Source organism: Microbacterium altimontanum (assembly GCF_058349865.2).
Window position 1 is genome coordinate 211,355 of record NZ_JBYRJB020000005.1, and the last position, 15,815, is coordinate 227,169.

General features: G+C 72.0%; 6 protein-coding genes. 5 read left to right on the forward strand and 1 reads right to left on the reverse strand.

The annotated features are described in order from the left end of the window. Positions 1 to 2: 2 nt before the first annotated feature. The 3 genes from AC3RX1_RS10550 to AC3RX1_RS10560 are packed head-to-tail and all read left to right on the forward strand — an operon-like array spanning position 3 to position 2,623. Positions 3 to 1,001, forward strand: coding sequence for an ABC transporter ATP-binding protein (locus AC3RX1_RS10550; RefSeq protein WP_491501193.1), 999 nt, complete (start codon positions 3 to 5; stop codon positions 999 to 1,001). Then, positions 998 to 1,675 carry an ABC transporter ATP-binding protein gene (locus AC3RX1_RS10555; protein WP_491501194.1) on the forward strand — a complete coding sequence of 226 codons (678 nt, stop codon included), beginning with the start codon at positions 998 to 1,000 and terminating at the stop codon, positions 1,673 to 1,675. Before AC3RX1_RS10550 ends, AC3RX1_RS10555 begins: the two co-directional genes overlap by 4 nt. Positions 1,676 to 1,711: 36 nt before the next feature. Beyond that, positions 1,712 to 2,623 (forward strand): alpha/beta fold hydrolase, encoded by a 912-nt coding sequence (locus AC3RX1_RS10560; RefSeq protein WP_491501195.1) that lies wholly within the window; start codon positions 1,712 to 1,714, stop codon positions 2,621 to 2,623. Here AC3RX1_RS10560 and AC3RX1_RS10565 read toward each other — a convergent pair. Continuing rightward, positions 2,589 to 3,365 carry a glycosyltransferase family A protein gene (locus AC3RX1_RS10565; RefSeq protein WP_491501196.1) on the reverse strand — a complete coding sequence of 259 codons (777 nt, stop codon included), beginning with the start codon at positions 3,363 to 3,365 and terminating at the stop codon, positions 2,589 to 2,591. The genes AC3RX1_RS10560 and AC3RX1_RS10565 overlap by 35 nt on opposite strands. Positions 3,366 to 3,525: 160 nt before the next feature. Between AC3RX1_RS10565 and AC3RX1_RS10570 the strand changes: the two genes are divergently transcribed. Further along, positions 3,526 to 9,606 carry an Ig-like domain-containing protein gene (locus tag AC3RX1_RS10570; RefSeq protein WP_491501197.1) on the forward strand — a complete coding sequence of 2,027 codons (6,081 nt, stop codon included), beginning with the start codon at positions 3,526 to 3,528 and terminating at the stop codon, positions 9,604 to 9,606. A gap of 114 nt (positions 9,607 to 9,720) precedes the next feature. Next, a complete protein-coding gene (locus AC3RX1_RS10575) occupies positions 9,721 to 15,798 on the forward strand; it encodes an Ig-like domain-containing protein (protein WP_491501198.1) in 6,078 nt (2,025 codons plus the stop codon). Positions 15,799 to 15,815: the final 17 nt, after the last annotated feature.

A 15,815-nucleotide genomic window follows, 5' to 3' on the forward strand; every position in this document is an offset into this window, starting at 1 on the left:
CCATGATCGAGGCGCCTGACATCGAGTGCGAAGCGCTCGTGCGCATCTACACCGCCCAGGGCGTCGAGGTGCAGGCGCTGCAGGGGCTCGACCTGACGGTGCGGCGCGGCGAGATGGTCGCGCTCATCGGGGCGTCCGGCTCGGGGAAGTCGACGCTGCTGAACATCCTCTCGGGCATCGACACTCCGAGCGCCGGCCGGGCCCGCGTCGCGGGGCACGACCTCGTCGCGATGCGCGGACGCGAGCGGCGCGACTACCGGCGCGGCTGCGTGGCGTTCGTGTGGCAGCAGTCGGGCCGCAACCTCCTGCCGTGTCTGACCGCCCGGGAGAACATCGCGATGGTTCACGCGGTCGCCGGCGTCGTCGAGCGGGCGCGCCGCGCCGACCGGGCGCAGGAGCTGCTCGAGACGCTGGGGGTCGCCGACGTGGCCGAGCAGCGACCCGCACAGCTGTCGGGCGGGCAGAAGCAGCGGGTGGCGATCGCCGTGGCGCTGGCGAACGAGCCGTCGGTGCTGCTGGCCGACGAGCCGACCGGCGAGCTCGACGAGGCCACGAGCGCCGAGGTGCTGGCGGCCATGGAGACCGTGAACAGGCAGCACGGCGTCACGACGCTCATCGTGACGCATGACGCGACGGTCGCGGAGCATGTCGACCGCACGGTGCGCATCCGCGACGGGCGCACCGCGACCGAGACGCTGCGCACGACGCACACCGACGAGCAGGGACGGAAGGTCCGTCTCGCCGCGGAATACGCCGTCCTCGACCGGGCCGGACGGATGCAGCTTCCCGCCGAGTACGTCGAGGCGCTCGAGCTGCGCAACCGGGTGCGGCTGTCGCTCGAGCCCGATCGCATCGAGGTGCGCGCGGGGCACGGCAAGCCGGTCCATCCCGTGGCGACACAGCCGGACCATGGCGCAGGCGCCGGCGGGGACGGTACCGGGGACGCGGGCGAGGGCGCCGGCGGCGCCGATACCGGGGACGCGGGCGAGGAGGACCGATGAGCAGGCTGCAGGCGACGGGGCTGAGCCGCGTGTACCGCACGGCGGCAGGGGAGGTCGCTGCCGTGCGCGGAGTGGACCTCGAGGTCTCCGGCGGCGAGCTGGTGGCGATCCGCGGGCGCTCGGGTGCGGGCAAGACGACGCTGCTCACGATGCTCGGCGGGCTGGATGCGCCGACCGCGGGACGGGTCGAGATCGACGGCCGCGACCTCTACGGCAAGGGCGGCTCGGCGATGCTCGGCACGAAGGTGGCGACGGTGTTCCAGGGCTTCGGTCTCGTGCCCATCCTCTCCGCGGCCGAGAACGTGGAGGTGCCGCTGCGCATCCGCCGCACGCCGACGGCGGAGCGCACGGCGCGGGTCGCCGAGGCGCTCGCCGCCGTGGGCCTCGCCGACCATGCGGCGCAGCGGCCCGGTGAGCTCTCGGGAGGGCAGCAGCAGCGCGTCGCGATCGCGCGCGCGATCGTCGCCGCGCCGTCCGTGCTGCTCGCCGACGAGCCGACGGGTCAGCTCGACTCCGAGACCGGCGCGCAGATCATGGACCTCATCGCCCGGCTCATCCACGAGAAGGGCACGGCGGCGATCGTCGCGACGCACGACGCCGCGATGCTCGCGCGCGCCGATCGCGTGCTCGAGCTGCACGACGGGCGGCTCGCCCCGGCGGCGGTGCCGGCGTAGCGGCGCGGCGTCGCGGGCCGGCTCTAGGATCGGGCCGTGAGCATCGACAGCGATGACGATCTCGCGGCGTTCCGCATGCGCGACGCCGCCGTGCGCGATGCGATGCTGCCCGAGCGGGATTGGAGTGTGCTGCCGGCCGGCGCCGAGCGCGACGTGATCGCCGCGCCCAGCGGAGCGCTCGCCCGCGTGACGATGGGCCCGGCCGACGGGCAGCGGGTCGTCCTCGTGCCGGGGATGACGGGCTCGAAGGAGGACTTCGTCCTCATGATGCCGCTGCTGGCCGACGCCGGGTACCGCGTGGAGTCGTTCGACATGGCGGGGCAGTACGAGTCCCACGCCGCCGGCCCCGAGAACCTCGTGCCGCCCGGTGGCCGCTACACGCTCGAGCTGTTCTGCGACGACCTCGTGGCAGCGCTGGAGAGCGGCCCGACCCCGGCCCATCTCCTCGGCTACTCGTTCGCCGGCACCGTGGCGGAGGCGGTGACCGTCGCGCATCCCGAGCTCGTGGCGTCCCTCACGCTGCTGTCCGCCCCGCCCGTCGCCGGGCAGGCGCTGCGCGCATTCAAGCTGCTCGGCCCGTACAGCGGCGCGATCAGCGCCGATGCGCTCGGACGGCTGTTCGTCTGGGCGCTCCGGCACAACGTGCATCGCGCGCGGCGCGACCGGGCGACGTTCGTGACGGCGCGGTTCGCGCTCACCCGCCGCTCGAGCGTGGGCGACATGCTCGCGCTCATGAAGCAGACCCCGGACCTCGCCGCGGCCGTGCGGACGACCGGCATCCCGGTCCTCGTCGTGATCGGCACCGGCGACGTCTGGCCGCTCGACGCGCACCGGACGTTCGCCCGCGAGCTCGGCGCCCGGCTCGTCGTGCTGCCGACCGGGCACAGCCCGTGCGAGACGGCGCCGCATCAGGTCACCCAGGCGATGCGGGACCTCTTCGAAACCTGACATCGGCGCGGTCGAGGCGTGCGCGAGCGCGGTCGCGGATGCGGCGCGACCAGCCGATCTCGGCGAGGTTCACGCCGACGACGTGGAACCCCCACGCCGCGCGGCGGCGGAACCCGGCGAACGTGTCGAACGGTCGCGCCGACACCGCCACCCGCAGGCCGCCGTCGAAGCGGACGATCATGTCGGGGGTCAGGACGAAACTGATGTCGAGGTCGTCGTGCACGCGCGGGTCGTCGAGGTGGACGAGGGGGCGGATGCGTCGCCATGCGGCCGCTCGGATCGCGAAATTCGATCCGAACAGCGGAGCGTGGCCCATGAGGATGCCCATGAACCAGAGGTAGCCGCCGATGTAGAGGAACCGGCCGACGAATCGCCAGAAGAGGCCGCGGCCGTAGAAGCGGCCACCGCCCGTGAGCGCCGTGATCGCGGGGTCGCCGTCGAAGCGGTCGACGAGGCGCTGCGTCCAGTCGGGCGCCGGGCGCGAGTCGGCGTCGAGCCGGCCGATGATGTCGCCGCGGGCAGCGTCGAAACCCGCCGCGGTGGCCCGCAGCACGCCGCGGCGAGGCTCCACGACCACCCGGGCGCCCGCCGCCGTGGCGACGGCAGCCGTGTCATCGGTCGAGCCGTTGTCGACCACGATCACCTCGTCGGGCGGGCGGGTCTGAGCGGCGATCGCGGCGAGGCAGTGGCGGAGCATGTCGGCGTCGTTGTACGAGGGGACGACGACGCTGACGGTGCTCATCGTGCACAGCCTACGGCCGCCGCCGGACACCGCGCGGCGTGGATGCGGTGGGGAAAGGTCCCCATCGCGCCATTCAGGAACCTCCCCTATCCTGCTGAGGTCGGCCGGCGGTCGACGCATCCGTCCTCTCGCGCGAAACCCTCGAGGAGCCGACAACACCATGAGGATCGCTGGGTCGCTCCACGCGCGTCCCAAGACCCTTGCCGCAGTCGGCGTCCTGACGGCAGCCGCCGTCGCCATCACGACCCTCGCATTCGCCTACCAGGGCAAGCCCACCACGCAGGTCGACCTCAACGACGGCAGCGTGTGGGTGACGAAGCAGTCAGCGTCGATGGTGGGCCACTTCAACCACCAGTCCCGCGTCCTCGACGGCGGACTGCGCACCGCATCGGCCGAGTACGACATCCTCCAGTCGGGCGACACCGTGCTCATGCGCGACGACGCCGCCCACGCCGTCTCGACGGTCGATGCCGCGACCGTCGCGGTCACCGGCACGACCGACATCCCGGCGGCCGCCGCGGTGGCCCTCGGCGGATCGACCGTCGCGATCCTCGACACCGTCAAGGGGTCGCTGTGGGTGCTCCCGGCGGCGGCGGTCTCCTCGTACAACGCCGCGAGCACCACTCCCCAGGCGAAGCTCGGGCCGGGAGCGGCCGTCGCCGTCGGCGGGGACGGCACCGTGCACGCCGTCTCGCCGTCGACGCGGTCGCTCATCACGATCGACACGGACGAACAGGGCACGCCGCTCCCCGCACAGCGGCAGACGCTCGACGGCATCGCGGAGGACGCACGGCTGTCGATCACCGCCGTGGGCGAGGTCGCCGTCGTCCTGGACGCCACGGCCGGCACCGTCCGCACGGCGTCCGGACTGTACGCCGAGATCGACGGCACGGACGCGGTCCTGCAGCAGCCGTCGGCCGCGGACGCGGCGGTGACGATCGCCACCTCGTCGGCGCTCGTCCGGGTGCCGTTGGACGGCTCGGCGCCGACCTCCCGGGCGGTGGCAGACGGCGCTCCCGCCGCCCCGGTCCGGCTGAACGGCTGCACGTACGCCGCCTGGTCGGGCTCGGGAGCGTTCCTGCGCGACTGCGCGGGAGAGGCCGACGACCTCTCTCGGCAGATCCCGAGCCTGCCGAGCGACGCGCGCCTGGTGTTCCGGCAGAACCGTGACGTCGTCGTGCTGAACGACATGTTCGGCGGCAGCGCATGGATGGCGAGCGACAGCCTCCAGCAGACCGACAACTGGGACGACCTGACGCCGCCGAAGGGCGAGGCTCAGGATCGCGACCAGCAGGTCACCGAGGAGACGATCCAGTCGACGCTGCCGAAACGGACGGCGCAGAACACCAAGCCCATCGCCAACCCCGACGAGTACGGGGTGCGACCGGGCCGCACGACGGTGCTGCCGGTGCTGGAGAACGACACCGATGCCGACGGCGATGTGCTCACCGTCGCGGTTCCCGGCGGCGATCCGCGCCTCGGCGCCCTGCAGCCGATCAACAGCGGGTCGGGGCTGCAGATCGCGGTCGACGACGATGCGTCGGGCACGGATGCGTTCTCCTATCAGGCCGATGACGGCAGGAAGGGCACGGCGACCGCCCGGGTGACGGTCACGGTGCACCCGTGGAGCCGGAACGAGGCACCGAAGCAGACCCGCGTGACGGCGCTGACGATGGAGACCGGCGGTGTCCTGACGTACAACGTGCTTCCCGACTGGCGCGATCCCGACGGCGACAGCCTGTATCTCAGCGGCGCCGACGCGGCGCCCGGCGATGAGGTCCAGGTGAACCCGGACGGACGCCTCACGTACCGGGCGCTGTCGGAGACGCTCGGCAGCAGAGAGATCACGATCCGCGTCTCCGACGGCACCAAGACATCCGACGGCACCATCCGCCTCGACGTGCGCCCCCGCGGCGCCACGAAGCCGGTCGCCACGGCGGATCATGTCGTGGCGCGAGCCGGGCACCCGGTCACCGTCTCGCCCCTGGGCAACGACTTCGCCGCCGGCGACCAGGAGCTGCGCCTGACCCGCGTCGAGGCGACGGGCGACGCCACTGTGACGCCCGACTTCGCGAACAAGAGCTTCACGTTCCGCTCCGAGGCCGCGGGGACGTTCTACGTGCAGTACCTGATCGCGGCCGGGACCGCCACGGCGGACGGCATCGTGCGCGTCGACGTGGAGCCCGATCGCGACGACGACCGCCCGCCCGTCGCCGTGCAGGACATCGCACTGCTCCCGACGGGCGGCGCCGCCACGGTGAACGTGCTGGCGAACGACTCCGACCCTTCCGGCGGCATCCTCGTCGTGCAGTCGGTCTCGGTCCCCGAGGAGGCGGGAGTCTCGGTCGCCGTGCTCGGGCACGAGTCGCTGCGGGTCGTCGACCGTGACGCCGTCGACGAGCAGATCACGATCTCCTACACCATCTCGAACGGCACGCACAGCGCGACCGGGCAGGTCGTGGTGATCCCCGTGCCGGCCCCGTCCACCCTGCGCCCCCCGACGGCCGAAGACGACACCGCGGTGGTGCGGGCCGGTGACGTCGTCACCATCCCTGTGCTCGACAACGACAGCGCCCCCGCCTCAGGCGTGCTGCACGTGGCGCCCGATCTGGTGCCGCCGCTCGTCGACCCGAAGGACGGAGTGGCCTTCGTCTCCCAGGACGCCGTCCGGTTCAAGGCGTCGGCGACACCGGGCACCGCCTACCTCACGTACGAGGCCGTCGACGCGACGGGCCAGAAGGATGCCGGATACGTCACCGTCCAGGTGCTGCCGGTCGACGCCGCGACGAACCAGGCGCCCCGGCCGCGGGAGCTGACCGCCCGCGTGCTGTCGGGCGCGAAGGTGCGGATCCATGTGCCGCTGGACGGCATCGACCCCGACGGCGACTCCGTCGAGCTTCTCGGCCTCGATTCGGCCCCGGGGAAGGGCCGGGTCGTCGCCCTGGCCGGCGCCGACATCGACTACCAGGCCGATGCGGGGCTCGCCGGGGTCGACTCGTTCACGTATCGGGTGCGCGACCGGCTCGGTCGAGAGGCGACGGCGACGGCGCGCGTGGGGATCGCCCCCGCCGGCGCGGCGAACCAGGCGCCGTACGCCATGAAGGATGCGGTGGCGATGCGACCAGGGCGCACCGTCGCGGCGCCCGTGCTGACGAACGACTCCGACCCCGACGGCGACGCGATCGGCCTGGTCGCTGGCCGCCTGACCCTGCCGGACGTGCCCGGTCTGACGGCGAAGGTCGTCGGTGACCGGGTGGAGGTCACGGCGCCTGACGGGCCTGTCGAGACATCCCTCCAGTACGCGATTCAGGATGCCCGCGGAGCACAGGCCGTCGGCGTCCTGCAGGTCTCGGTGAAGGCCGAGGTCCCGCTGCTGCGGCCGATCGCCCGCGACGACCGCGTGCAGCCCGCCGACGTCGAAGACGGGCGCGCGGTCGTGGACGTCCGCAAGAACGACGAGGACCCCGACGGCACCGTGTCGGCGCTGAAGCTGGCGGTCGACGACGACGGCGCGTCCGTCGAGGGTGGGAAGGTCGTCGTCCGGGTGGCCGAGAAGGCGCACCTGATCCCGTACACGGTCACCGATGAGGACGCACAGGACGCCACCGCGTTCATCTGGGTCCCCTCGCTCAGGGACCTCCCGCCGACGCTGATCACCGCGAAGGGCGTCACCGTCCGGAGCGGGGAGACGATCGCGCTGCCGCTCGACGAGCACGTGCGGGTCGCGCGCGGTTCGGGTGCCGTCATCACCGAGGCGGGGAAGGCCTCGGCGCTGCATGGCAACGGCGACGCGCTCGTGAAAGACCAGCGCACCCTCGTGTACACATCGGCGAACGGCTACTTCGGCCCCGACGCGATCACGTTCGAGGTGACCGATGGAACCGGACCGGATGACGCCGCCGGGAACAAGGCGACCCTTGTGCTGCCGGTCACCGTGCTCCCGCCCGACAACCAGCAGCCGACGTTCACGAACGGGCGCGTCGCCGTCGCACCCGGCGAGCCGGCGTCGTCGCTCGACCTGCGCGCGCTGACCGCCGACCCTGACGCCGCCGACATCGACCGGGTGACGTACCGCGTGGTCGGCGATCTCCGCCGGGGCGTCTCGGCCCGCGTCGACGGCCAGCGGCTCGAGGTCACGGCCGACGCATCCACCCCCAAGGGCACGGCCGCCACGGTGAGCATCGAACTCACCGACGGGACCACCGCACCGGTCACCGGCAGCGTCGCGGTGACCGTCACGGCATCCACCCGTCCGCTCGCCACCGCGAACGACGACATCGTCGCCGCCGCGCACCAGGGTGAGACGGTGCGGGTCGACGTCCTCGACAACGACGTCAACCCGTTCGCCGCCGACGGCGCGCCGCTCACGCTCATCGGCGCGGTGACCGAGACCGGCCGCGGCGTCGCCGAGGTGGCGGGCGACCACGTGCAGGTGACCCCCGACAGTGCGTTCGTCGGCCGCATGGTCGTCCGCTATCGGGTCCAGGATGCGACGGCCGACGTGGACCGGGAGGTCGACGGCCGGATCATCCTCACCGTCCAGGGCGTCCCCGCGGCTCCCGGCACGCCGACCGTCTCGAGCGTGCAGGACCGCACCGTCGTGCTGTCGTGGACGCCGCCCGCGGACAACGGGGCGCCGATCACCGGGTACACCGTGAGCGCCGTCGGCGGCGGGTACTCGAAGCAGTGCACAGCGACCACCTGCACCCTCGACGGCCTCACGAACAACGTCGAGTACAGTTTCACGGTCGTGGCGACCAACGCGGTGGGCGATTCCCCCACGTCGCCGCCGTCGGAAGCGACGCGCCCCGACGCCCGCCCCGACACGCCGCAGCCGCCGACTCTCGACTACGGAGACCGCAGCCTGCGCGTGGACTGGACCACGCCGCCGACGCCGGGATCGCCGGTCGAGTCGTTCACCCTCGAGATCTCGCCCGCCCCGCCGTCGGGTGTGGCGCAGAAGACGAAGGTGACCGGCAATTCGCTGACCTGGGACGGGCTGGAGAACGGCGTGGCGTACCAGGTGCGGGTGCAGGCGGTGAACCGGGCGCCGGAGCCGTCGAGCTGGAGCGCATGGTCGGCGACCGAGATCCCGGCGGCGCCTCCCAGCGCCCCCGGCCGGCCCACGACGGCGATGCTCGAACCCGTCGGCTCGCAGGCGCAGATGAAGGTCTCGTGGACCGCGCCGGCCGACAACGGCGACGCCGTGTCGGGGTACGAGCTGGCGGTCATGCGCGGCGCCTCGACCGTCAAGACGCTGGAGCCCGCCGCCGGCGCCACTTCGCAGGCGGTGACGGTGGACACGTCGACGAGTGACTACACGTACCGGATCCGCGCCCGGAACAAGGCCGGCTGGGGCGCGTGGAGCGCCGTGTCGGCTGCGCGGCGCGGAGTCGTGGCGCCCGGCGCACCCGGCACCCCCACCGTCAAGGAGGGCGACCGCTCCCTCAGCGTGTCGTTCGCGCCGGCGGCGGGCAACGGGGCGACCTCCGGCGAGATCCGCTACCAGTACCAGCTGAACAGCGACGGCTGGGCGGGAGGCTGGACCGGGACGAGCGGGACGATCTCGGGCCTGACCAACGGCACCGCGTACACGGTGCGCGTGCGCGCCGTCTCCACGGTCGACGGGACCGCCTACGCCGGCGCCCCATCGTCCGCCTCCAGCCCGAAGACGCCGTACGGCATGCCGGGCACCGCCGGCGCGGGAGCGTCGGCCAGCGGAACCGGAATCACGTATTCGTGGAGCCCGCCGGCGGCGAACGGCCGCCCCGTCACGGGAGTGAAGGTCAAGATCGACGGCGGCGGCTGGGTCTTGAGGGCCCCCTCCGGCAGCCTGTCGGGCTCGTACGGGTACAGCGAGACCCACACGATCCACGTGAAGGCCGTCGACTCCCTGGGGCAGGAGGGGCCGGAGGCTCAGGCATCCGCGACCACCGGCGCCAAGCCGGCACCGCGCGTCTGGGCCACCAAGGGGTCGCGGCACGACGTCGCCGGCTGCACCGCGAGCAACTGCTATTCCGGTGTGCTCCACTGGCAGAACTGGGACGGCCCGGCCGCCCCGACGGTTTGGTGCAACGGCGATGGGCTGCAGGGGAGGAAGTGGAGCCCGCGCACCGTGGACATGTCGAACCCGTCGGGCACGTGGGAGTCGTCGTGCGCCTACGGCGGCGGGGCCGGGGGGCATCAGAACTTCTGGTTCGAGATCGACGGATACGGGAGCTCCGAGCCTGTCGCCTGGTGATGGGGAAAGGTCCCCATCGCCTCTCTCAGAAACCTCGCATATTCTTCATCAGGTCGGCCGACGGCCGCCGACGTCCGTTCGCCCTGCTCGAGACCCCGAGGGAGCCGAAGCACGATGAGGATCTCAGCGTGGCTGCGTGCCCGTCCGAGGACCCTCGCCGCCGCGGGCGCCGTCACCGCCGGGGCCGTCGCCATCACGACCCTCGCGTTCGTCTACCAGGGCAAGCCGACCACTGAGCTCGACCTCAACGACGGCAGCGTCTGGGTGACGAAGGCGTCGGCCCTCATGGTCGGCCACTTCAACAACGAATCCCGGGTGCTCGACGGAGGCCTGCGCACGGGCAGCGACGAGTACGACATCCTGCAGGCCGGCGACACCGTGCTGATGCACGACGAGTCGGGCGATTCCATCTCCACGATCGACCCCGCCACCGTCGCCCTCTCCGGAACCACGAACGTCCCCGCGAACGCGCAGGTCGTGCTCGGCGCGAACACCGTCGCGATCCTCGACCAGGCGAAGGGCTCCCTCTGGGTCCTGTCGGCGGCTGCGACCGGCGGCTTCAAGGCCGCCAGCACCAAGCCGACCGCGCGGCTCGGCGCGGGCGCGGCGGCCACCGTCGGCACCGACGGCACCGCGTACGCCGTCTCCCCGCGCACCGGCACGCTCACGACCGTGCACGTCGACCCGCAGGGTGCTCCGACCGGGACCGACACCGCGAAGCTCGACGGCCTCGGCAAGGGCGACAGGGTGTCGATCACCGCCGTCGGCGATACGCCGGTCGTTCTCGACGGCGGGACGCTGCTCTCGCCGTCGGGCCTGAAGCGCAAGATCTCCGATGACGACGACGCCGTGCTGCAGCAGCCGTCGGCCGCCGACCCCGCTGTCACGGTGGCGACGGCCGAGTCTCTCGTGCGGGCGCCGCTCGACGGGTCCGAGCCGACCGTGCGCAAGGCCGGCGGCTCGGGGACGCCGGCGGCCCCCGTCTGGCTGAACGGCTGCGCCTACAGCGCGTGGTCGGGATCCGGGCGCTTCCTCCGCGACTGCACCGGCGACGGCGACGACCTCGCGGCCGACATCCCGGGTCTTCCTGCCAAGGCGCAGCTCACGTTCCGGCAGAACCGCGACGTCGTCGTGCTCAACGACATCATCGGCGGCTCCGCCTGGATGGCGAGCGACGCGCTGCAGCAGATCGACAACTGGGACGACCTCACCCCGCCGAAGGGCGAGACCGAGGACAACGACGAGCAGGTCACCGAGGAGACCATCCAGTCGACGCTGCCGGAGCGTTCGGCGACGAACACTCCGCCGATCGCGAACCCCGACAGCTACGGCGTGCGACCCGGGCGCACGACCGTCCTTCCCGTGCTGGAGAACGACACGGATGCCGACGGCGACGTGCTCACCGTGACGGTTCCGGACGGCGACCCGCGCCTGGGCGAGCTGCAGAGCATCAACAACGGGTCTGGACTGCAGATCGCGGTGCCCGACGCCGCCGCCGGCACCGACGGCTTCCGATACACCGTCGACGACGGGCGCAAGGGCCGCGCCTCGGCGACCGTGAGCCTGAAGGTGCACCCGTGGAGCCAGAACGAGGCGCCGAAGCAGACGCGGGTCACGTCGCTCGAGATCGAGGCCGGCGGCGTGCTCACGTACAACGTGCTGCCCGACTGGCGCGACCCCGACGGCGACAACCTCTACCTGAAGAGCGCGGATGCGGCCCCCGGCGACGAGGTCGAGGTGAGCTCCGACGGCCGCATCACGTATCGCGCGCTGTCCGGCACCCTGGGCACCAAGGAGGTCAAGATCCACGTCTCCGACGGGACGAAGACCGCAGAAGGCACCCTCCGGCTCGAGGTGCGCCCGCGGGGGGCCACCGAACCCGTCGCGACCGCTGATCATGTCGTCGTCCGCGCCGGCCACAGCGTCACCGTCTCGCCGCTCGTCAACGACTTCTCCGCGGGACGCCAGGAGCTGCGCCTGACCCGCGTCGACGACGTGGCGGACGCGACCATCCGGCCCGACTTTCCCGCGAAGACGTTCACGTTCACCTCGCAGAACCCCGGCACCTACTACGTGCAGTACCTCATTGCGGCCGGCACCGCCACGGCCCAGGGCATCGTGCGGGTCGACGTCGAGGAGGACGTCGACGTCGACGCTCCTCCGGTGGCGGTGCAGGACGTCGCCCTCCTGCCCACGGGCGGCGACACGCTCGTGAACGTGCTCGCGAACGACAGCGACCCGAACGGCGGCATCCTCGTCGTGCAGTCCGTGAGCGTCCCGGAGAGCTCCGGCGTCTCGGTCGCGGTACTGAACCATGAGACGCTGCGCGTCAGCGATCAGGGCTCGCTCGCGCAGCAGATCACGATCGACTACACGATCTCGAACGGCACGCGCAGCGCGCACGGCCAGGTCGTCGTGATCCCGGTCGCCGCGCCCTCGACCATCCGTCCGCCGGTCGCCGCCGACGATCAGGCCGTCGTGCGCGCCGGCGACGTCGTGACGATCGACGTCCTCGCGAACGACACCGACCCCAACGGCGGCATCCTGCATGTCGCGCCCGACCTCGTCGAGCCGCTCGTCGACGCGAAGGACGGCAAGGCCTTCGTCTCGCAGGACACCGTGCGCTTCAAGGCCAGCGGCAAGCCCGGCACCGTCTACCTGACATACGAGGCTGTGGACGCGAGCGGTCAGAAGGACGCCGGATACGTCACGATCCAGGTGCTGCCGGTCGACGCCAAGACGAACCAGGCGCCGAACCCGAAGGACCTCACGGCGCGCGTGCTCAGCGGCGCCCAGGTGCGGGTGCAGGTGCCCCTCGATGGCATCGACCCCGACGGCGACTCCGTCGACCTCGCCGGTCTCGCCTCGGCACCGACGAAGGGCCGCATCGTCGAGGTCGGCGACGACTACATCGACTACGAGGCCATCGGCGACGACGTCGGCGTGGACTCGTTCACGTACCGGGTGCGCGACCGGCTGGGCAAGGAGGCCACGGCGACGATCCGCATCGGCATCGCTCCGGCCGCCGACGAGAACCAGGCGCCGTACGCCGTGAAGGACAACGTCGTGATGCGACCCGGCCGCTCTGTCGCGGTGCCCGTGCTCACGAACGACTCCGACCCCGAGGGCGACCGCATCGGCCTCGTCGACGGCGGCATCATCCTTCCCGACGTGCCGGGGCTCGACGCGAAGGTGCTCGGCGATCGGGTCGTCGTGACGGCGCCGGCGACGCCGGTGGAGACGTCGCTGCAGTACACGATCCAGGATGCCAACGGGGCTCGTGCCGTCGGGGTCGTGCAGATCTCGGTGCGCAAGGATGTGCCGCTGCTGCGCCCCGTCGCCCGCGACGACACGGTGCAGCCGGAGGACATCAAGAAGGGCTCGGCGACGATCGACGTCCTCGGCAACGACGAGGATCCCGATGGCACCGTGCAGGACCTCACGGTCACGGTCGCCGGCGACACCGCTCAGGTGCGCGATGACGGCAAGGTGACGATCGCCGTCGGCGACGAGGATCAGCTGCTGACCTACACGGCGACCGATCAGGACGGCCTGACGGCGTCGGCGTTCATCCGGGTGCCGGCTCTCGACTCGCTGCCGCCGGCTCTGATCACCACGACGGGCATCACCGTGAAGAGCGGCGAGACCATCGAGCTGCCCCTGAGCGAGCATGTGCGCGTCTCGCGGGGCGCGGGCGCCGTGATCACGGAGGCCGAGAAGGTGTCGGCCATCCACGGCAACGGCGACAGCCTCGTGAAGGACCAGCACACCCTCGTGTACACGTCCGCCAAGCGCTACTACGGGCCCGACGCGATCACGTTCGAGGTCACCGACGGCACAGGGCCGGACGATCCGCACGGCCACAAGTCCACGCTCGTGCTGCCCATCACCGTGAGCCCGCCCGACAACGAGCAGCCGACGTTCACGAACGGTCAGCTCAAGGTCGCTCCCGGGGAGGACGCGGCATCCCTCGCGCTGCGCGCGCTCACGAAGGACCCCGACACCGGCGACCTCGCCGGAATGACGTACGCCCTCGCCGGCGGCGTGCCGAACGGATTGACCGCGCAGGTCGACGGGCAGACGCTGAAAGTGACGGCGGATGCGTCGACCCCGAAGGGCACGACGGCGACGATCCGCCTGCAGATCTCCGACGGCCACACCAAGCCCGTCGAGGGGTCGGTGCGCGTCACGGTCACGGCGTCCACCCGCACTCTCCCCACGGCGAACGACGACGTCATCGACCAGGCCGACCAGGGCAAGACGATCCGCGTCGACGTGCTCGACAACGACTTCAACCCGTTCGAGGCCGAAGGCAAGCCGCTGACCATCACCACTGCGGTGACCGAGGCGGGAGGCGGACGCGTCGAGGTCGCCGGCGACCACCTGCAGGTCACCCCGGGCGCCGACTTCGTGGGACGGCTGACGGTGCGCTACCGGATCCAGGACGCCACCGGCGACCGCGATCGCGAGGTCGAGGGGCACGTCATCGTCACCGTGCAGGGAGTGCCCGCAGCGCCGGGCAAGCCCACCGTCTCGAGCGTGCAGGATCGCACGGTCGTGCTGAGCTGGAGCCCGCCGATCGACAACGGCGCACCCATCACCGGGTACACCGTCACCGCCGTCGGCGGCGGGTACTCGAAGCAGTGTGCGGCGACCACGTGCACCCTCGGCGGGCTGACGAACAACGTCGAGTACAACTTCACCGTCGTCGCGACGAACCGGGTGGGCGACTCGCCCGCATCGGTGCCGTCGGAGACCGCGCGCCCCGACGCCCGGCCCGACACCCCGCAGGCGCCCACGCTGAAGTTCGGCGACAAGAGCCTCAAGGTGGCGTGGACCACGCCGCCGACGCCGGGATCGCCGGTCGAGTCGTTCAACCTCGAGATCTCGCCCGCCCCGCCGTCGGGCGTGGCGCAGAAGACGAAGGTGACCGGCAACTCGCTGACCTGGGACGGGCTGGAGAACGGCGTCGCCTACCAGGTGCGCGTCCAGGCGGTGAACCGGGCGCCGGAGCCGTCGAGCTGGAGCGCGTGGTCGGCGACCGAGATCCCCGCCGGGCGCCCCGACGCGCCGGGACAGCCGACGACCGCGATGGCCGAACCGGTGAAGCCGCAGTCGCAGATGCGCGTGTCGTGGACCGCTGCCGGCGGCAACGGGGATGCCGTCTCGGCGTACGAGCTGCAGGTGCAGGGAGGGCCCTCCGCGCAGACCATCACCGTGCCGGGCGGTCAGACGTCGCAGGTCGTCCGCGTGGCGAACTCGACGACCGACTACACGTTCCGGGTGCGTGCGCAGAACAAGGCGGGATGGGGTGCGTGGAGCGCCGTCTCGGCGCCGCGCCGCAGCGTCGCACCGCCCGATGCGCCGGGCACCCCGAGCGTGACGCCGGGCGACCGCACCATCGCCGTGAGCTATGCGGCCGCGGCCGGCAACGGCGCGACGAGCGGCGAGATGCACTACCAGTACAGCCTCAACGGCGGTGGGTGGCAGGGCTCGTGGACCGGCACGTCGAACACGATAACCGGCCTCGACAACGGCACGACGTACAAGGTGCGGGTCCGCGCGGTCTCCACGGTGGATGGTGCGACGTACAACGGCGACCCGTCCGCCGCGTCCGCCGGGGCGGTTCCGTACGGCGTGCCCGGAACGCCGTCGGTCACCGCATCCGCCCGCGGCCAGACGATCACGTTCCGCTGGACGGCACCCGGCAACAACGGCCGGGCGATCGACCAGACGCGCTACCGCATCGACGGCGGCGCCTGGCACAACGCGTCGAACAGCGACTCGATCAGCAAGTCGTACGGCTACTCCGAGCGCCACAGGATCGAGGTGCAGGCGCACAACGCTGCCGGCTGGGGCTCCACCGGCGCGGATGCGGCGACGACGGCCGACGCTCCGAAGCCGAAGGCGACCGCCCGGGCGAGCCAGGGCGGGTCCGCACAGGGCCAGCCCGGTTGCTCGACGTCGTACTGCCACTACGGAAAGCTCACCGTCGAGAACTTCCCGGCCGGCGACTACTACCTGAGCTGCAACGGCACGGGTTCGTACGGCGGCACCTGGGGGCGCAATAGCTACCACGTGCCCGCCAACGGGTCGGTGGACCTGAGGTGCTATTACGGCGGCAACTCGAGCGACAGGTTCTGGATCAACATCGAGGGCTGGGGTGAGACGCCGCACGTCGCGTGGGGCTGACCCGAGGAGAAGAGGAA

What these genes read in the sequence shown, in the direction of transcription:
- AC3RX1_RS10555 (WP_491501194.1), top strand. Translation starts at nt 998, where the DNA reads ATGAGCAGGCTGCAGGCGACGGGGCTGAGCCGCGTGTACCGCACGGCG.
- AC3RX1_RS10575 (WP_491501198.1), top strand. Translation starts at nt 9,721, where the DNA reads ATGAGGATCTCAGCGTGGCTGCGTGCCCGTCCGAGGACCCTCGCCGCC.
- AC3RX1_RS10550 (WP_491501193.1), top strand. Translation starts at nt 3, where the DNA reads ATGATCGAGGCGCCTGACATCGAGTGCGAAGCGCTCGTGCGCATCTAC.
- AC3RX1_RS10570 (WP_491501197.1), top strand. Translation starts at nt 3,526, where the DNA reads ATGAGGATCGCTGGGTCGCTCCACGCGCGTCCCAAGACCCTTGCCGCA.
- AC3RX1_RS10565 (WP_491501196.1), bottom strand. Translation starts at nt 3,365, where the DNA reads ATGAGCACCGTCAGCGTCGTCGTCCCCTCGTACAACGACGCCGACATG.